Source organism: Citrobacter sp. RHB21-C05 (assembly GCF_013889015.1).
Lineage (GTDB): Bacteria > Pseudomonadota > Gammaproteobacteria > Enterobacterales > Enterobacteriaceae > Citrobacter_A > Citrobacter_A sedlakii.
The window spans coordinates 1,558,256-1,576,449 of the sequence record NZ_CP057611.1; the positions used below are offsets into that span (position 1 = coordinate 1,558,256).

An 18,194-nucleotide genomic window follows, 5' to 3' on the forward strand; every position below is an offset into this window, starting at 1 on the left:
TTGTTAGCCCGCTATACTGGGCAAATAACAACGCCACTTTCGGGCACATTGCCCGTTTCCCGTATTTTTACAGGCAAAATCAAACTCATGCGACTTGATAAATTTATCGCTCAGCAACTCGGCGTCAGCCGCGCTATTGCCGGGCGTGAGATCCGCGCTAACCGTATTACCGTGGATGGTGAGATTGTCCGCAACGCTGCGTTCAAACTGCTGCCGGAGCACAATGTTGAATATGACGGCAACACGCTGGTCCAGCAGCACGGACCCCGTTACTTCATGCTCAATAAACCGCAGGGCTATGTTTGCTCGACAGACGATCCGGATCATCCGACCGTGCTCTACTTCCTCGATGAGCCGGTTGCGTACAAGTTACATGCCGCAGGACGGCTGGACATAGACACTACCGGTCTGGTGCTGATGACCGACGATGGTCAATGGTCGCACCGCATCACTTCTCCTCGCCATCATTGCGAAAAAACGTACCTTGTCACCCTTGAATCGCCGGTGGCCGACGACACCGCGGATCAATTCGCCAAAGGCGTGCAGTTGCATAACGAGAAAGATCTGACGAAACCGGCAACGCTTGAGATTATTACGCCGACCCAGGTACGTCTGACCATCAGCGAAGGGCGTTATCATCAGGTGAAACGCATGTTCGCCGCGGTCGGTAATCATGTGGTGGCGCTGCATCGTGAGCGGATCGGCGCTATCGCCCTTGATGCTGACCTTGCGCCAGGCGAGTATCGCCCCTTGACTGAAGAAGAAATTGCCAGCGTGGGTTAAGCCCCCGCATTGATATATTCAGGAGCTAATTTGTGACCACCCGGCAGCGTTCGTCCCTTGCCATCGTCTTTATTCTCGGCCTGCTGGCCATGCTGATGCCACTGTCGATTGACATGTATCTTCCGGCGCTTCCGGTGATCTCGGAACAGTTTGGCGTGCCTGCGGGCAGCGCGCAGATGACGCTGAGCACCTATATCCTTGGTTTTGCGCTGGGTCAGTTGCTGTATGGACCCATGGCGGACAGTCTGGGGCGCAAGCCGGTGATCCTGGGCGGGACGCTGGTGTTCGCGGCAGCGGCGGTGGCCTGTGCGCTGGCGCAAACCATCGATCAGCTCATCGTGATGCGTTTCTTTCACGGTCTGGCGGCAGCCGCGGCCAGCGTGGTGATCAACGCGCTGATGCGCGATATGTATCCAAAAGATGAATTCTCCCGCATGATGTCCTTTGTGATGCTGGTGACCACTATCGCCCCGTTAATGGCGCCGATTATCGGCGGTTGGGTGCTGGTGTGGTTGAGCTGGCATTCTATTTTCTGGATCCTCGCGGTGGCGGCGGTGCTGGCATCGGTAATGATCGCGGTGTTGATCAAAGAGACGCTACCGGTTGAAAAGCGCCAGCCGTTTCATATTCGCACCACGATTGGCAACTTTGCGTCGCTGTTTCGGCATAAGCGTGTGCTGAGCTATATGCTGGCGAGCGGCTTTAGCTTTGCCGGCATGTTCTCCTTCCTGAGCGCCGGGCCTTTCGTTTATATCGAGATTAACCACGTCTCCCCGCAGCACTTTGGCTACTACTTCGCTCTGAATATCGTCTTTTTGTTTATCATGACGATCATTAACAGCCGCTTCGTGCGACGTATCGGCGCGCTGAATATGTTCCGAACGGGATTGTGGATCCAACTGGCAATGGCGGTGTGGATGGTGGTTAGCGCGCTGGCAGGGGTCGGGTTCTGGTCGCTGGTGCTGGGCGTGGCTGTCTTTGTCGGCTGCGTATCGATGATCTCTTCCAATGCTATGGCGGTTATTCTTGACGAGTTTCCTCACATGGCGGGAACCGCGTCGTCGCTGGCGGGGACCTTCCGTTTTGGCATTGGCGCGGTGGTAGGCGCATTGCTCTCTCTGGCCACGTTTAACTCGGCGTGGCCGATGATTTGGTCGATCGCGTTTTGTGCGACCTGTTCAATTTTGTTTTACCTCTATGCAAGCCGTCCGAAAAAACGGTGATCGCAGACACAACATGGAAGCCTGCTGGCTTCCTTTGTTGATGTACGTCAACGACAAATCCATCATTTCCCCGATATATGTTTATTTTATGTAAAATCAATTTATGTAAAAAGTCACATCATTGTAGTTAAAAAGGTTGAGTTAGATCGCAGAAACGGGTACATATAGCCCGCGAATGTGTCCCGACACAAAAATTTATTTCACAAAAGCCAAACAGGCCGGGCGGGACAAGGATCGCAACATTGTGCATCTGTTTAAGGACGGATTGTCAATGATGTGTTAATATGGATGTAAATAAATTGTGAAGTAATTGTACTTCCGGGGAAAGAAAGTGACATCATTACAGCTCTCAATCGTACATCGCTTGCCACAGAACTATCGTTGGTCTGCGGGTTTTGCAGGTTCGAAAGTTGAACCGATTCCGCAAAATGGCCAGGCCGTCGAGAATAGCCTGGTGGCGCTCAAACTGCTGAGCCCGGACGGCGACAGCGCATGGCCGGTCATGCATAAACTGAGTCAGGCGCTCAGCGATATCGAAGTGCCATGTTCGGTACTGGAATGTGAAGGCGAGCCGTGCCTGTTCGTGAATCGCCAGGATGAGTTTGCCGCAACCTGCCGCCTGAAAAACTTCGGCGTGGCGATTGCCGAACCGTTTTCTAACAACAATCCGTTTTGAGCGTCAGCTTAGCGCGAGAAGCTGACGCGTATACGCCTGCTGCGGCGCGCTAAAGACGTGCTCGCATTGCCCCTGCTCCACAACCTCTCCCTGTCTCAGCACAATTACCTGATGGCATAACGCGCGAACGACGTGCAGATCGTGGCTGATAAAAATATAGGCCAGGCGATGTTTTGCCTGTAGCGATTTTAGCAGCGCGAGAATTTGCGCCTGTACGGTGCGGTCAAGAGACGAGGTCGGCTCATCAAGAATGATCAGCGACGGTTTCAGTATCAGCGCGCGGGCTATCGCAATACGCTGACGCTGACCGCCGGAAAATTCTGCCGGATAACGATGACGCGTCTCCGCGTCCAGCCCCACCTCGGCCATTACCGTCATCACCTGTTGCTCACGCTGGTCGGCAGACAGGGCAGGCTGGTGGACGCGCAATCCTTCTTCAATGATTTGCAGCACGTTGAGACGGGGATTCAGCGAGGAGTTCGGATCCTGAAACACTACCTGAATGCGATGCCGCACCGGCAACAGCTCGCGACGCTTTAGAAACTGCAACTGCTGACCGTCAAACTCAATGCTGCCCTGCGAAGAAATCAGGCGCAGCAGCGCAAGGCCGGTGGTGCTTTTGCCTGAACCTGACTCGCCCACCAGTCCCAGCGTTTCGCCCGGGCGCAGGCTAAAGCTGACGCCTTTTACCACATTATTGCGGGCTACCACGCGTTTGAGGACCCCTTTGCGGATCGGAAACGAAACCCGCAGACCGTCCACTTTCAGCAACGGAGACCGTTCAGCGGGCAACGGGACGGGATCCCCCACCGGTTCACTGTTGAGCAAGGTTTGTGTGTAAGGATGCACTGGCGCGTTAAGCAGGATGTCCGCGCGGTTCTGCTCAACGCAGCGACCGTTTTGCATCACCGCCACGCTGTCGGCGAGCTTTTTCACAATGCTCAGGTTATGGGTGATAAACAACATCCCCATATTCAGTTCGTGCTGCAGTTCGCGCAGCAGTTGCAGGATCTGCGCCTGGACCGAAACATCCAGCGCGGTGGTCGGCTCGTCGGCAATCAACAGCTCCGGTCGCGTCAGCAGCGCCATCGCGATCATCACGCGCTGGCGTTCGCCGCCGGAAAGTTGATGCGGGTAATCACCCAGCCGCTTTGCCGCCTGGCGAATACCGACGCGGTCGAGACAGCTTAAGATCTCGGCGCGGGCAGCTTCCCGGCGCATACCGCGGTGCAATGACAGCACTTCATAAAGCTGTTTTTCCAGATTATGCAACGGGTTCAGCGAAACCATCGGCTCCTGAAAAATCATCGCGATCCGGTTGCCGCGCACGCCGCGCAGCGTCTTTTCGTTGGCGTGAAGCAGAGACTCGCCGTGAAAGCGGATGTCGCCGGAAAGATAAACCGTCGGGGGGGAGGGTAACAGGCGAAGAATGGACAGCGCCGTCACGCTCTTGCCGGACCCGGATTCGCCCACCAGCGCCAGCGTTTCACCGGCGTTCACCGTCAGCGAAACGTCGTTCACCACGGTGCGAACGTTCTCCTCGCGGCGAAAGCCAACGGTCAGATTGTCAATCGACAGTAACGGTTGCGTCATGTTATATCGCCTTATTCGGATCGAAGGCATCACGGACGGCCTCACCGATGAAGATCAGCAGCGAGAGTAAAATCGCCACCGACAAAAAGGCGGTGATCCCAAGCCAGGGCGCCTGGAGATTATTTTTGCCCTGCAAAAGTAGCTCGCCCAACGAAGGCGATCCCAGCGGTAAACCGAAGCCGAGAAAGTCCAGCGAGGTCAGGGTGGTAATGGAACTGCACAAAATGAACGGCAAAAATGTTAGCGTGGCCACCATCGCGTTGGGCAGCATGTGGCGGAAAATAATACTGCGGTCGCTGACGCCTAGCGCCTGGGCAGCGCGAATGTAGTCGAAATTACGGGTACGTAAAAACTCTGCGCGCACCACGCCCACCAGGCTCATCCAGCCAAACAGCACCGTAATCGCTAACAGCCACCAGAAGTTAGGCTGTACGACGCTTGATAGCAGTATGATCAGAAACAGCGTCGGCATCCCCGACCAGACTTCGATAAACCGCTGTCCCCACAGGTCGACTTTTCCGCCGTAATAGCCCTGTAGCGCACCGGCCAACACACCCATTACGCTTGAGCACAAGGTCAGCATCAGGCCAAACAGAATAGAGATACGGGTGCCGTAGAGGATCCGCGCCAGCACGTCGCCGCCATTAGCGTCTGTACCCAACCAGTTTTGCGCCGACGGTGGCGAAGGGAAGGGGGTGTCGGTGGCGAAGTTAATGCTGTTTGCGCCAAAGCGAACGGGCGCCCAGAGGATCCACCCGCGATGTTCCAGTTGTTGCTTCAGCCATGGGTCCTGGTAGTCCGCTTTTGTCGCCAGCGGCCCGCCGAAATCACTCTCGCTGTAGTTTTTGACCAGCGGGAAGTACCAGCTTCCGTCATAGCGCACCAATAGCGGTTTATCATTCGCCACCAATTCAGCGCACAGGCTCAGCGCAAACAGGACAAGAAAGATCCATAACGACCAGTAGCCGCGGCGGTTGTGACGAAAACGCGCCCAGCGGGCCTGATTAACGGGGCTTAAACGCGCCATTAGCGTCCCTCAAAATCAATACGCGGATCGACCAGCGTATAGCTGATATCGCTAAGGATATTCAGCAGCAGGCCAATCAGGGTGAAGATGTACAGCGTGCCGAACATCACCGGATAGTCGCGGGACACCGTGGCCTCGTAGCCTAAGAGTCCCAGACCATTCAGTGAAAACATCACTTCAATCAGCAGCGAGCCGGTAAAAAACATGCTGATGAAGGTGGCGGGAAAGCCGGCAATCACCAGCAACATGGCATTACGGAAAACATGCTTCCAGAGAATGTTTTTTTCGCTCACCCCTTTTGCCCTGGCGGTGACCACGTACTGTTTGCGGACTTCATCAAGAAACGAATTTTTTGTCAGCATGGTAAGCGCGGCAAAGCCGCCAATCACCGTGGCCAGTACCGGCAGGGTAATGTGCCACAGATAGTCGGTTATCTTCTGATACCAGGGCAGGGTGTCGAAATTCGCCGAGACCAGCCCACGCAGTGGAAACAGATCGTAGTAGCTGCCGCCGGCAAAGAACACGATCAGCAAAATGGCGAAAAGAAACGCCGGAATGGCGTAGCCGATGATAATGAACGCGCTACTCCAGACGTCAAAGCGGCTGCCGTTATGTACCGCTTTGCGGATCCCCAGCGGAATGGAGACCAGATATATGATCAGCGTGCTCCACAACCCAAGCGTCACCGAAACCGGCAAACTGTCTTTAATGAGTGTCAGCACGGAAGCGCTGCGAAACAGGCTGTCGCCAAAATCGAAGCGGAGATAGTTCCAGAGCATGGTGAAATAGCGTTCATGCAGGGGTTTATCAAAGCCGTAGCGTTGGGTGATTTCAGCGATAACTTCCGGGTCGAGCCCGCGGCCGCCCCGGTAGTGACTGTCGCTGATATTGCCGATGCCGGTTTGCGCATGGCTGGCCCGAACGCCCTCGCTCCCCGCGCCAGGGAGCGCCCCAGCCTGGCCAAACTCAATGGCGGCAATCGCCTGGTCGACCGGACCGCCAGGGGCGATCTGCACGATAAAAAAGTTAATGGTGATAATGGCCCACAGCGTCGGGATAACCAGCAGCAGCCGGCGAATCAGATAGGCGCCCATTTACTCTCCCTGTCGTCTGGAGGCGGGCAGTTTTGCCGCGCGATTCACGTCATACCACCAGGTATCCAGGCCCAGAGTATATATGGGGCGGATGGCGGGACGGGAGAACTTATCCCACCAGGCCAGTCTGTCTTCCGCCATATACCACATTGGCAGCATGTAGTAATTCCATGTCAGCACCCGGTCCAGCGCGCGACCAAGTGGAATAAGTTTTTCTTTGTTTCCCTGCGCGGCGATGATTTGCGCGATCAGGCGATCAATTACCGGACTCTTTACGCCGGGCGCATTATAACTGGAGTCAATGTATTCAGAGGCCCATGAGATTTGCAGATCGGAACTTGGCCACGGCATCGCCCGCCACAGTCGCGGCATCATATCGTAGTCGCGGCTACGCATACGGTTGGTGATTTGGGAATTATCGACCTGGCGAATATTCATCGTGATGCCCAGGCGCTGAAGATTATGCTGGAACGGTAAAACCCACTGACTGTTGCTGCCTGCGGAGATGAGCAGTTCAAAGATGAGCGGTTTCCCGGTCGCGTTGTTGATCCGCTGCTGGCCTTTCAATACCCATCCCGCCTCTTTCAGGAGCGTGTCCGCTTTCAGCAAATTCTCTCGATCGTAGCCGTCGCCTTTGGAAACGGGGGGCTGATAGATCTGGCTAAAGATCTCCGGTGGCAGATCCTTTTTCATTGGCGCGAGCAGCACCAGTTCGTCCGCGTCGGGATACGCCCTGGCCGCATACTCGGTATTCTGGAAATAGCTGTTTGCCCGGCTCCAGGCGTTGTAAAACAGCGCTTTGTTCATCCATTCAAAATCAAAGGCCAGCGTGATGGCTTCGCGGACGCGGCGGTCGCTGAACACCGGACGCTGGATATTAAACGCCAGCCAGCGCGTGTCCTGCGCTGATTCATTCTTCTGCTCGTCTTTGACGATGTACTGTTTATCAAAGTTTTTTCCCACGTAACGCGTCGCCCAGTTTTTGGCGTCGCCTTCCAGACGCAGGTCAAATGCCCCGGCTTTAAACGCTTCGAAAGCCACATTGTCGTCGAGATAATAGTCGTAGCGGATAGTGTCAAAATTCCAGCGCCCGCGATTCACCGGCAGGTTAGCCGCCCAGTACTCTTTCACCCGCGTATAAACAATGTATTGACCCATTTTCCACTGGCTGATGCGGTAAGGTCCGCTGCTTAACGGCGGCGTCGATAATGGATCGCTGAGCTTATGATCTTTCCAGTAAGACGCCGGCATCACCGGCAGCGAGAACAGGCTGAGCATATCTTCTTTACCTGGCTTCGCTAACACCATCCGCACGGTCAGCGGCGCAATGGCTTTTACGGTCGTGCCTTTGTAAACCAGGCGGAACTGAGGAACGCCTTCGGTCATAAACTTGTGGAAGGTAAAGGCGACGTCTTTTGCCGTAATGGGGGTGCCGTCGTGAAAGCGGGCGCGCGGGTTAATCGTCACTTCCACCCAGGAATAGTCGTCGGCATAGCGTGCGCTCTCGGCAATTAATGGGTAGTAGCAGCCTGGCTCATCGTCCGACGTGGTGAACAGCGTGTCGTAAAGCTGCTCGGTACGCGCGCCGGGGTTGCCGCGCAGGGCATAACGATTGAAGTTGTCAAAGGTGCCAATGGCGGAAAGGGTGATCTGTCCCCCTTTCGGCGCGGCCGGATTAACGTAATCAAAATGATCGAAATTAAAGGCGTATCGTGGCTCGCCCAGAACGGAAAAAGCATAGCTCTCTTTAATTGTCTGGGCCTGGATGCTAAAGGCCATTGACAGAACAATCAGCAGCAATACGCGAACAATCATTTGCAACGGGATTCCTTATCGTGACTGCCTGTCAGCGCAGGCAAGGGAATAATAGGGCAGGCTGTGCGTATTGTGAATCCGAGTTTGCGTATTACCTCTTCAGCGTAGGGGGCTCTGACACCCAGCGCACAAAATCGTCGAGCGGCAGCGGTCGGCTGATCCAGTAGCCCTGGAGGAAGCGAACGCCTCTGTCACGCAGCCATTTCGCCTGCTCGGGTGTTTCCACGCCTTCGGCCACTGTCATCATATTAAGGCGCTTCGCAAGGGTGAGCACGGCGTCAAGCACCGGTGAAGTGACCGTTTCCATACCGATCGCGTGAATAAAGCCGCGATCGATCTTCAGATAATCCAGGGTGTAACGCTCCAGATAAATAAGCGCGCTGTGTCCGGTACCAAAGTCGTCGATTGCGATTTCAAAGCCTGCGTTGTGCAGCCATTCAAACAATTGCGCGGCTTCGTGCTGCTGGAGCATGTCGCGTTCGGTAATTTCAAGCACCAGCTGAAAATGATTTGGCGGCATCGCGGCAGCCAGCTGGCGCACATCGTCTTTAAAACTGCTGCTGTGCAGATGGTCTGGCGCGATATTGATGCCAAATTTCGCCCCCACGGGCAAAACGGCTTGTAAGGCAGGCGCGTCGCGTGCGATCAGCCTGAACAGATGCTGCGTCAGCGGCACGATCATCTGCTGCGCTTCAGCGTAATTGATAAACGCATCGGGGGGGATCTCCCCGGCGGTTGGATGCTTCCAGCGGAGCAGTACTTCGAGGCCGGTCACGCGCAGGGTTTGCGTATCGACCACCGGTTGATACACCACGTAGAACTGATCGCGTTTAATGCCGATCAGGATCTCCCTGCCGGGGCGCAGGCGCAGAGACAGAATGTAATAACAGAGCAAACCGGCGATGCTGCCGCCCATGCCGCCAAGCAGCAGGGCATACCACAATTCCGGCCAGGTCCAGTTGGTTGCGTACAGACGAATCGTCATCGGCACACCGTCGATTTTGGCTTCACGTATCGGGTTATCGCCCAGCTCGTTAAGGGTCAGCAAATGGTCGGAAAAGGTGGAAAGCGCATTGTTGCCGACGATAATCGCCACACCGTCAAATTCCTCCTGTCTTGCGGTATAGAGCAGGTAAGGGGTGAGATTGATATTCAGTGAGGTGAATACGCCGCTGTTAACCAACAAAGGATTACGATACCAGATCGCCATGGCCGGTTTATTGGGCATCATGGGCGTGCCCGGCAGAAGCGCCATATCAATGTCTTTGCTGATATCAATTGCGGGCACCAGTTCGTTCAGCAGCGTATCCATCGCGCCGGTCGCCGAGGAGCAAAAGGCTTTTTTTTCCTTCACCAGAAGAAATGCACGTACGTTCAGACTAAACGCGGCGCGGGAGGTCAGCTCTGAGCCCACCTGCTCACAGGTGTTCAGGGTGAACGGCTGAAGGACATCAGACGTGGTTTTCAGGTCAGCAAAATAGCTGTCAAGATAATGCTGAATGTCGGAAATTAAGGTGTCGTATTTAACTTCTCGTTTATGCCACGCCATCAGAAATTGCAGGCTGCTGATAAACAGGGCAACGATGACCCCGGTAACCAGACAGGTCAAGATAATTTTTCGACCAGACGTTAAGACGCGAGTGAACATGATACCGGGTTTGACCTTACGGTTGCCGCTGATGGCGAAAATGACGTAATTACAAGACTATAGCCTGGATTGCTTCGGCGAGACATATTTTTCCCCAATACGGGCGGGGGACTGGGCAAAAAAAAGCACCGCCGAAGCGGTGCCTGCAATGTATTCCGGAGTCTCGTCAGGATAGCCAAGGGATAGCAACCTCACGATTAACTGCGGGTAAGAACCCGACGCGCTTCGTTGTAGCGCTTTTTCCAGTACGGCTCGTTCATGCTGGAGATGATGACGCCGCTGCTGGTGGATGCATGGACAAACTGGTTATTACCAATGTAGATCCCCACATGACGACCTGTTGATCCTGCGCGAAACAGAACCAGATCGCCGGTACGCAGATTGCTGCGTGACACCGATTTACCGGTTTCCTGCTGTTCGTAGGTGGAGCGTGGAAGCTCTAAACCAAACTGTTCCCGGAATGTACGCTGTACAAAACTGGAACAATCAATGCCTTTCTTGGAGGTGCCGCCGAGACGATAACGCACGCCTTTCCAGTCGGCATACTGATCCATAATCCGCGATTTTACATCGAGGTTACGCACCATACTCTCAAATTCATCCTGAGAAGCTTGCAGTGAAGAAGTCTCCTGACTCACACCAAGCGTCTCAGAATGCACATTCTTTGCGGTGTTGGATGGCGTACTACATGCCGAAAGCAGTACCGCTACTGCTACCGCGGGGATCCCGCGCAAGATATATCTCAAGAACGGTTGAGATTTGACCATTTTGTGTGTTTTCCCTTGAAGTCCTTAACGATAAATATCGTTATAAAAAATGCCAAACGTGACGAGACTAATTACCAGCGCACAATGAGACAATTCTTTAAGCACAAAAGTGTGGCAGAACGCACAAATTTATTCGCGGCAAGAATAATTCCCTGGCGAGGCAAAACGAGTCCGAGGTTACCGTAATGCAACAGGCTTTGCGAGCGATTTTATCTGAATTTTTATAAGAAATTGTGATAGGGAAAGTGAATAAACGGGATTGGTTAAATTAAGTACAAAAAGAGGGCAATATACGCAACTTACTCATTCATAACAGGAATAGTGTGACAGGAAAATGACAATAATAAAGATAAATTTACCTTGCACATCAGCAGAGGGATAAGCAAACCCCCTGATGATGTTAATCACTTTAATTTATTTGTTTAAAACTTGTTTGTTTTGACCGGGAAGATAATGGTCGAAAAGTCCAATCAGCCGATCGCTTAATGGTGTCATCAGGCACCAGGGCAGCCCAATCAACACCACGGTCAATGATCCAACGACGATATCAGTCAGCCAGTGGGCGCCAATCATCACGCGCGGAAAAGCAAAAACCAGCGCAATAAGCAGGCCGATCGCGCCAGCGGTTTTGCCGAAATAGCGCAGCATAAAGGCGGCGAAAATAAGCAGCATCATGCCGTGATCGCCAGGAAAACTGTCGCGCGATGCATCTTTCGTCGGAATATGCAGCAGCTCGCTGACGCGATAAGTGTGTTCAAAGCTGAGCGTTGGGCTGGCGCGTTTGACGGGCAGCAGCGCCTGGCCCAATTGATTGAGAATCACGGCGGTAAGCAGCATCACCAGACCTGTCATGACGATGCGACGGCGACCCGCAGGGGTCTCTTTCAGCCAAAAACTGAGCATCAGACAGCCCATCGCCAGCAGCGAACAGCCGTCAAACGCGCGGTTATTGGTGAGCGCGACCAGCCACAGAAATGCGCGGCTTTCTACCAGCTTCTGATTAAAGAAGTGGAAAATGCTGGAATCGGCGGTGGACCAGATTCCGTGCTGAGCAGGAAGATACCAGCTCATGAATAAGGCCAGGCCTGCCGCGTTCAGCAGAAGTATCAGGGACAACCGGGTTTTCATAGTGACATCTTTTCGCTGTTTATTGGCGGCAGACAACCTTACGCGTGGTCAGCTAAACGAAGCTTCAACAATGCGGACTGCAGCGCATTCCAGTCGGCATCACGACTGGAAATCAGCTCAATGCGGCTATCCGGCGGGGCAACGTTTTGCGTTTCAATATGCAGATCGTCACCCTGGCGATTAATACGCACCAGCCCTTCCGGGATGCGCATCACCCCTTTCACCCGTCCAACCGGCGCCAGCCGCGCCCATTCCAGCAGGCCAATGGTGTCGAAAACGGTATCGGCATCGAAAATCCAGCCGCAGGCCTGGTGCCCCTGTCCACTGTTGAGGCTGCGTCGCCACCGCTGCTGGGCGGGCAGACTCAGCGCCGCGAGCCCTCTTTTTTCCGGATGGCTGTGCGAGTGCGCTTCGCTGGCGGGGAGCGCTTTCAGGTTAAGGCGGGGTAAATCCAGCAACTGAGCGTCAATTTGTCCGTGATCGGCGTGAACGAGCTGGCGATTGTCGCCATTTTGCCGCCACCAGGCGTTCAGCGCGCGCGTGCTCTCTGCGCTTGCACGATCGCTTTTATTCGCCACCACGATATCCGCTGCGGCCAACTGGTCGCGGAAATTCTCATTGGCAACGGTTTTTTCATCCAGTAGCAGGCGTGGGTCGAGAAGACATAAGGTGGCGCGTAAGTCGATCCACGGCTCGTATACCGGCGCGGTAAGCAGGTCGAGGATCTGTTTTGGATGACCCAGCCCCGTTGGTTCAATCAGCAGACGATCCGGCTTTCCCTGACGCAGCAGGGTATTCAGGCCAACCTGCATCGGTAAGCCGTTAACGCAACACATGCAGCCGCCGGGAATTTCTTTCAGCAATGCGCCGCTGTCGGCGAGTAGCGCGCCGTCGATACCGACCTCGCCGAACTCATTAACCAGCACCGCCCATTTTTCTGCGGGATCTTTGTGCGCTAACAGATGAAGGATGGAGGTGGTTTTTCCGCTTCCCAGAAAACCAGTGATGAGGTTAGTTTTGGTCACGCCTGCTCCAGAACGATATGCCGTAACGATTTGCATTAATCCTGGCGAAAAAAAGCGGAAAAGAGAAGGGCGGGGCGAACGAACGCGGCATTCGTTCGCCTTAATGGCAGAAATTGTTAAATTTTTAACGTACTGATGACCGCCTGATGCGCGCCGTGTCGGGCAAGATGCTGCCAGGCTGTTTCAATAGCCTGCACAAAAGCAGGGTTTTTCGGCAGATCGCTACCAAAAACTTCCTGTAAAGTGAGCAGGTTTGCCACCTTCTCGTTTTCACCCACGTTGGCGACGAGCAGACGAATTTTGTCGCTCAGCGGATCGCGAACGTCAATTGGCGCGCCCGCGTCGTCAACGCCGCACACATAGCGCATCCAACCCGCGATGCCCAGCGCCAGCAGCGGCCATGCGCTGCCGCGTTCAAGGTGAATTCGAACCCCCGCCAGCATGCGTTGCGGCAGTTTTTGACTGCCGTCCATCGCGATTTGCCAGGTTTTGTGCTTCAGCGCCGGATTGGCGAAACGGGCGATCAGGCTTCCGGCATAGCGCTGCAGATCGACATCGGTAATGCTCAGCGTGGGCGCCTGTTCGCGCATCATCAGTTGATATGCGGCTTCACGGAAGGCCTCGTCCTGCATACATTCGCTGATATGCTGAAATCCGGACAGGTAACCCAGATACGCGAGGAATGAGTGGCTGCCGTTCAGCATTCGCAGCTTCATCTCTTCCCAGGGCCGGACATCGGTGACCAACTGAACGCCCGCGGTTTCCCATGCCGGGCGCCCGGCGACGAAGCGATCTTCAATGACCCACTGGATAAACGGCTCGCAGCTGATGCCGCACGGGTCGGCAACGCCCAGCGCCCGGGAGATTTCATCCAGCGTTTCGTCTGTGGCGGCGGGGACAATCCGGTCAACCATCGTCCCGGGAAAGCTGACATGCTCGCGGATCCACATTGCCAGCGCCGGATCGCGCTTTTCGGCCATTCCCAGCACCGCGTTTTTTACCACATGACCGTTGTCAGGAATGTTATCGCAGGACAGTACGGTAAAAGGGAGTAGCCCCCGCTCCCGACGGCGGGACAACGCTTCGACAAGAATGCCCGGCGCGGAATGCGGCTCATCCGGTGAGTCAATGTCGTGCCGGATACGCGGATGGGTCAGATCGAGCGTGCCGGTAGCGGGGTCAATGCAGTAGCCTTTCTCAGTGATAGTCAGCGAGACAATCGCCACCTGCGGCTCGCAAAATTTTTCAATAATCGCGGTCAGAGAGTCGAGCTTTGCGTTCAGACATTCATGGACAGCGCCGATAACGATCGCCTGGTTGCCGTTCGCGCCTTTCTCCAGCACGGTATATAAATGATCCTGAGCGCGGAGCTGACTCATCAGCCTGTCGCCGCTGAACAAGCTGATCTCACAAATGCCCCAGTCACCGCCTTGCGCATTCAGTACCCGGTCGGTAAGTAGCGCCTGATGGGCGCGATGAAACGCGCCGAAACCGAAATGGACGATACGCGAGGCGAGTCGGCTGCGGTCATACTGCGGCGTCCGGACGCTATCTGGCAGGATGGCTGAGGCAATAGTAGTCATTTTTTATACACCTGATTAACGATAAATTAACAGTCTCAGTGTAAAGTTATATGACAACAAATTGAATTGGTAAGCCGAATTATTCCAGGGAATGTGAGCTGGATCAATCAATGATGCGGCCCTGATTGATCGGGGATGAGAAGCCTGTATGGTAGTCGTCATTCAATGACCCTATTTTGGTATAACAACTTGTGAGGTGAACAATGGAACAAACCTGGCGTTGGTACGGACCAAACGATCCGGTATCGCTTGATGATGTGCGTCAGGCGGGCGCAACGGGCGTTGTGACGGCATTGCACCACATTCCAAACGGTGAAGTGTGGCCGGTCGAAGAGATCAAAAAGCGTCAGGCGGTTCTGGCGGAGAAAGGGCTTACCTGGTCCGTGGTCGAAAGCATTCCGGTGCATGAAGATATCAAAACCCGTTCCGGTCAGTATCAGACCTGGATTGCTAACTACCAGCAGAGCATCCGCAATCTGGCTACCTGCGGTATCGATACCGTCTGCTACAACTTTATGCCGATCCTCGACTGGACGCGTACCGATCTGGAATACACGCTGCCGGACGGTTCAAAAGCGCTGCGTTTTGATCAGATCGCCTTTGCCGCTTTTGAGCTGTACATTCTGAAGCGTGCAGGTGCTGAAGCGGATTATACCGATGAAGAACAGCGTCAGGCGCAGGCGTATTTCAACGCCATGCGCGCGGCGGATATCGAAAAGCTGACCCGTAATATTATCGCCGGCCTGCCGGGCGCGGAGGAGGGTTATACTCTCGATCAGTTCCGCGCGCGCCTGGCGGAGTATGACGGCATCAGCAAAGACGATTTGCGTGAGAATATGGCCGTATTTCTGCGCGCGATTGTGCCGGTGGCTGAAGAAGTGGGCGTCCGTCTTGCCGTTCATCCGGACGATCCGCCGCGCCCGATCCTCGGTTTGCCGCGCATCGTCTCGACCATTGAGGACATGCAATGGCTGAAGGAGACGGTGGACAGCATTCACAACGGCTTCACCATGTGTACAGGATCTTACGGCGTGCGCGCGGACAACGACCTGGTGAAAATGATCGAAACCTTTGGCGATCGTATTCACTTTACGCATCTGCGCTCCACCTGCCGTGAAGACAATCCGAAAACCTTCCACGAAGGCGCGCACCTGCAGGGCGATGTCGACATGGTTGCCGTGGTGACGGCTATTTTGCGTGAAGAGCAGCGTCGTAAACAGGCGGGAGATCTCCGCCCCATTCCAATGCGTCCCGATCACGGGCATCAGATGCTGGACGATCTGCATAAGAAAACCAATCCAGGGTACTCGGCGATTGGCCGTCTGAAAGGGCTGGCGGAAGTGCGCGGCGTTGAACTGGCGTTGAAACAGACTCAGTTCCGCGATCTGCTGTAATGACGCGTTATTGACGTAAAGAGGCCTGATGGCGCTGCGCTCATCAGGCCTACAGCGAAGAGAGCACTGGCCGGATAAAAGGTTTACACCGCCATCCGGCTACCTCTTCTGTTAATCCGCGCGTCCCATATAGCGACGTTCTTCGATATGAATGCGGATTTTCTCTCCGGCGCTCAGGTATTCCGGTACCAGAATCACCAGACCGGTACTCAGGGTCGCAGGTTTGTTACGTGCGCTGGCAGAGGCGCCTTTAATCCCTGGCGCGGTTTCCACGATTTCCAGATCCACGGTCTGCGGCAATTCAAGCGCCAACAGTTGTCCGTCCCAGAGCAGGACCTGCATGTCCGGCATGCCGCCTTCAGGAATAAACTGCAATTCCTCTTCGATTTGATCCTGGGTAAAGGTATAAGGCGTATAGTCTTCTTTATCCATGAAGACATATTCATTGCCGTCGATATAAGAGAAATCGACGCCACGACGGTTCAGGGTCACGGTATCAACGATATCATCGCCCTTAAAGCGCTCTTCAACTTTCAGACCGGTACGGACGTCGGAGAAACGCATTTTATACAGCGTCGCCGCGCCGCGGGCGGTAGGAGACTGAATATCGATATCTTTCACAATCAGCAACTTGCCGTTGTAGTTCAGTACCATACCTTTTTTGATTTCGTTCGCTCTTGGCATCGAAAAGATCCTGTTGTGGAGATTAGCTAAATTATCGCGTCAAACTACTCGCGCCGGGGCTTTCAGGCAAGCGGAATTCGCACTTTTACTGGTGTACAAAAGGTGGTACTGTCCGGACGTCAAAAAAAGAGAGCCCGTTATGGAATGCCGTCCGGATTGCGGGGCGTGTTGCACCGCCCCCTCGATTTCCAGCCCCATCCCCGGCATGCCCAACGGCAAGCCCGCCAATACGCCGTGCGTCCAGTTGGACGCGCGCCTGCGCTGCAAAATTTTTGGTTCGCCGCAGCGTCCTAAAGTTTGTGCCGGACTGCAACCGGACGCCGAAATGTGCGGACGCAGTCGCGAACAGGCGATGACGTACCTCATCGAACTGGAAGCGATGACCGCGCCTTAAACGTCTTTGATTCGTGCCAGACAGGCCATGGTGGCGATAATCATCACCAGCGCAAACCAGAACACCGCGTGGTAATTCCAGATCTCCGCGGCAATGCCTGCCAGCGAACCGGCGATGATCCAGCCCACGCGAATGGTGTTGGTATATAAGGTGGTGGCGGAACCCGCCTGGCCCGGCATCAGATCCTGAAAATAGAGCATGCCGATACCGCCAAGAATGCCGATATAGATAGCGTTCAGCAATTGCAGACCCAACAACACCGCCGGGGAGTGGGCGACCAACATTCCCGCATAAAAGCAGAGGCCCGCCGCGACGGCGATGCACATCAGCAACCGTTTACCCAGACGTTTCGCGAAGTAGCCCGCAATCAGCATCGTTGGGATTTCCAGCCCGGCAGCGGTTCCCATCATCACGCCAGCCAGCTTCTCCGGAAGATGTAACTCGTTGATAATAAACAGCGGCATATTAATGATATACAGGCTGTTAGTTCCCCACATCAACGTACAGATCGCGAAAAGCAGCAGGGTATCGCGACGGTTGCGGCGCGGCGCTTCCAGCGCGCCGGTCGCCAGCGTGGTCTCTTTACGCATAGAGGGCAAAAAGAACCACACCATCGCGCCGCAGACCACAAACGCCACTGCGGCGCTCAGGTACATTACCGTAAAGCTGAAGCCCATCGCCAGCGCATAGGCCAGCGGCGGACCAATCACCCAGGCCAGCGATACCTGGGCGCGTAGGATCGAGCTGAACATTACGGCTTCCCGCCCGGTACGGTCGGCGTGCTCGCGGGCCAGCGCAAACATCTGCGGGTTGGCTGTCGAGCCAAAGCTGCTCAGGAACACCCCGATAAACAGCAGAACAAAGTAGTTGCGGTTCCAGGCGAATAACACGCAGGCCAGCATCCCCAGCGCGCAGCAAAAAACAATCAGCGTTTTACGATCGCCCTTTTTATCTGAACGTCCCGCCAGAAACTGGCTTACCAGTATGCCGATCACGGCGCTGCCGGTAAAAAAGAAGCCGACCATACCCGGTCGCGCATGCACTTCATCGGTGAGAAAAAGGCTCAGTGTCGGGGTCTGAAGCGCGCCGGCAATGCCGGTAAGAAAGGCGACAATAAGGAAGGCCGTAGACGTCAGGTCAAACGTTTTTGGCGCGGCGGCAGCGGGACTGTTATGCATGTTTCAGTATCAGTGAGGTGACGAGACGCGGAGTTTACGCCGCTTGTCAGAAAATAAACAGGTACCTGAATCAAATTCGACACGAAAAATCAAAATGGCATTTCATTATGCAAAGCGGGTGCTGACGCTGCTGAACCTTAAACGAAACGCGGCCCGATTTGCTTCAGCAAGGCAAAAGCGAT

The 18,194-nt window shown here is 54.7% G+C and carries 16 protein-coding genes; 5 read left to right on the top strand and 11 right to left on the bottom strand.

Annotated features, from left to right (window positions below; genetic code table 11):
* The first annotated feature begins 87 nt into the window (after positions 1 to 87).
* From rsuA to HVX72_RS07450, 3 genes are all read left to right on the top strand, one after another.
* Positions 88 to 783 (top strand): 16S rRNA pseudouridine(516) synthase RsuA, encoded by a 696-nt coding sequence (gene rsuA, locus HVX72_RS07440; protein WP_042284580.1) that lies wholly within the window; start codon positions 88 to 90, stop codon positions 781 to 783.
* 32 nt (positions 784 to 815) lie between these two features.
* Positions 816 to 2,006: a Bcr/CflA family multidrug efflux MFS transporter gene (locus tag HVX72_RS07445; RefSeq protein ID WP_042284577.1), complete on the top strand. Its 1,191-nt coding sequence runs from the start codon at positions 816 to 818 to the stop codon at positions 2,004 to 2,006.
* Between the two features lie 331 nt (positions 2,007 to 2,337).
* Positions 2,338 to 2,682, top strand: a complete 345-nt coding sequence (locus tag HVX72_RS07450) for a YejG family protein (protein ID WP_042284574.1) — start codon at positions 2,338 to 2,340, stop codon at positions 2,680 to 2,682.
* A 3-nt stretch (positions 2,683 to 2,685) separates the two neighbouring features.
* Here the strand turns inward: HVX72_RS07450 and yejF are convergent, their stop codons facing one another.
* From yejF to HVX72_RS07495, 9 genes are all read right to left on the bottom strand, one after another.
* The gene (gene yejF, locus HVX72_RS07455) at positions 2,686 to 4,275 is read right to left on the bottom strand and encodes a microcin C ABC transporter ATP-binding protein YejF (RefSeq protein ID WP_181822886.1); all 1,590 of its coding nucleotides are present in this window, start codon (positions 4,273 to 4,275) and stop codon (positions 2,686 to 2,688) included.
* 1 nt (position 4,276) lies between these two features.
* The gene (locus HVX72_RS07460; protein ID WP_181822887.1) at positions 4,277 to 5,302 is read right to left on the bottom strand and encodes an ABC transporter permease; all 1,026 of its coding nucleotides are present in this window, start codon (positions 5,300 to 5,302) and stop codon (positions 4,277 to 4,279) included.
* The gene (locus tag HVX72_RS07465; RefSeq protein WP_181822888.1) at positions 5,302 to 6,396 is read right to left on the bottom strand and encodes a microcin C ABC transporter permease YejB; all 1,095 of its coding nucleotides are present in this window, start codon (positions 6,394 to 6,396) and stop codon (positions 5,302 to 5,304) included. Before HVX72_RS07465 ends, HVX72_RS07460 begins: the two co-directional genes overlap by 1 nt.
* Positions 6,397 to 8,211 (bottom strand): extracellular solute-binding protein, encoded by a 1,815-nt coding sequence (locus HVX72_RS07470; protein WP_181822889.1) that lies wholly within the window; start codon positions 8,209 to 8,211, stop codon positions 6,397 to 6,399. It lies immediately after the preceding gene.
* 91 nt (positions 8,212 to 8,302) lie between these two features.
* Positions 8,303 to 9,859 carry a cyclic di-GMP phosphodiesterase gene (locus tag HVX72_RS07475; protein WP_042284559.1) on the bottom strand — a complete coding sequence of 519 codons (1,557 nt, stop codon included), beginning with the start codon at positions 9,857 to 9,859 and terminating at the stop codon, positions 8,303 to 8,305.
* A gap of 197 nt (positions 9,860 to 10,056) precedes the next feature.
* Entirely contained in the window at positions 10,057 to 10,626 is a 570-nt protein-coding gene (mepS, locus tag HVX72_RS07480; protein WP_042284555.1) for a bifunctional murein DD-endopeptidase/murein LD-carboxypeptidase, read from the bottom strand.
* A gap of 414 nt (positions 10,627 to 11,040) precedes the next feature.
* The gene (locus HVX72_RS07485; RefSeq protein WP_181822890.1) at positions 11,041 to 11,754 is read right to left on the bottom strand and encodes a phosphatase PAP2 family protein; all 714 of its coding nucleotides are present in this window, start codon (positions 11,752 to 11,754) and stop codon (positions 11,041 to 11,043) included.
* Between the two features lie 38 nt (positions 11,755 to 11,792).
* Entirely contained in the window at positions 11,793 to 12,779 is a 987-nt protein-coding gene (locus HVX72_RS07490) for a GTP-binding protein (RefSeq protein ID WP_060569351.1), read from the bottom strand.
* 116 nt (positions 12,780 to 12,895) lie between these two features.
* The gene (locus HVX72_RS07495) at positions 12,896 to 14,362 is read right to left on the bottom strand and encodes a mannitol dehydrogenase family protein (RefSeq protein ID WP_181822891.1); all 1,467 of its coding nucleotides are present in this window, start codon (positions 14,360 to 14,362) and stop codon (positions 12,896 to 12,898) included.
* A gap of 203 nt (positions 14,363 to 14,565) precedes the next feature.
* Between HVX72_RS07495 and uxuA the strand changes: the two genes are divergently transcribed.
* Entirely contained in the window at positions 14,566 to 15,756 is a 1,191-nt protein-coding gene (gene uxuA / locus HVX72_RS07500; protein ID WP_181822892.1) for a mannonate dehydratase, read from the top strand.
* A 111-nt stretch (positions 15,757 to 15,867) separates the two neighbouring features.
* On the opposite strand, the gene yeiP is transcribed toward uxuA, so the two are convergent.
* Positions 15,868 to 16,440, bottom strand: a complete 573-nt coding sequence (yeiP, locus tag HVX72_RS07505) for an elongation factor P-like protein YeiP (RefSeq protein WP_042284542.1) — start codon at positions 16,438 to 16,440, stop codon at positions 15,868 to 15,870.
* 139 nt (positions 16,441 to 16,579) lie between these two features.
* On the opposite strand from yeiP, the gene HVX72_RS07510 reads away from it, so the two are divergent.
* Positions 16,580 to 16,834, top strand: a complete 255-nt coding sequence (locus HVX72_RS07510) for a YkgJ family cysteine cluster protein (protein ID WP_042284539.1) — start codon at positions 16,580 to 16,582, stop codon at positions 16,832 to 16,834.
* On the opposite strand, the gene setB is transcribed toward HVX72_RS07510, so the two are convergent.
* Complete coding sequence (gene setB / locus HVX72_RS07515; protein ID WP_042284537.1) at positions 16,831 to 18,012, bottom strand: sugar efflux transporter SetB; 1,182 nt, start codon at positions 18,010 to 18,012, stop codon at positions 16,831 to 16,833. The genes HVX72_RS07510 and setB overlap by 4 nt on opposite strands.
* Positions 18,013 to 18,194 lie beyond the last annotated feature (182 nt).

Coding starts and splice junctions, on each gene's coding strand:
- HVX72_RS07465 (WP_181822888.1), bottom strand. CDS start 6,396: ATGGGCGCCTATCTGATTCGCCGGCTGCTGCTGGTTATCCCGACGCTG.
- setB (WP_042284537.1), bottom strand. CDS start 18,012: ATGCATAACAGTCCCGCTGCCGCCGCGCCAAAAACGTTTGACCTGACG.
- HVX72_RS07475 (WP_042284559.1), bottom strand. CDS start 9,859: ATGTTCACTCGCGTCTTAACGTCTGGTCGAAAAATTATCTTGACCTGT.
- mepS (WP_042284555.1), bottom strand. CDS start 10,626: ATGGTCAAATCTCAACCGTTCTTGAGATATATCTTGCGCGGGATCCCC.
- HVX72_RS07510 (WP_042284539.1), top strand. CDS start 16,580: ATGGAATGCCGTCCGGATTGCGGGGCGTGTTGCACCGCCCCCTCGATT.
- HVX72_RS07470 (WP_181822889.1), bottom strand. CDS start 8,211: ATGATTGTTCGCGTATTGCTGCTGATTGTTCTGTCAATGGCCTTTAGC.
- rsuA (WP_042284580.1), top strand. CDS start 88: ATGCGACTTGATAAATTTATCGCTCAGCAACTCGGCGTCAGCCGCGCT.
- yejF (WP_181822886.1), bottom strand. CDS start 4,275: ATGACGCAACCGTTACTGTCGATTGACAATCTGACCGTTGGCTTTCGC.
- yeiP (WP_042284542.1), bottom strand. CDS start 16,440: ATGCCAAGAGCGAACGAAATCAAAAAAGGTATGGTACTGAACTACAAC.
- HVX72_RS07495 (WP_181822891.1), bottom strand. CDS start 14,362: ATGACTACTATTGCCTCAGCCATCCTGCCAGATAGCGTCCGGACGCCG.
- HVX72_RS07460 (WP_181822887.1), bottom strand. CDS start 5,302: ATGGCGCGTTTAAGCCCCGTTAATCAGGCCCGCTGGGCGCGTTTTCGT.
- HVX72_RS07485 (WP_181822890.1), bottom strand. CDS start 11,754: ATGAAAACCCGGTTGTCCCTGATACTTCTGCTGAACGCGGCAGGCCTG.
- uxuA (WP_181822892.1), top strand. CDS start 14,566: ATGGAACAAACCTGGCGTTGGTACGGACCAAACGATCCGGTATCGCTT.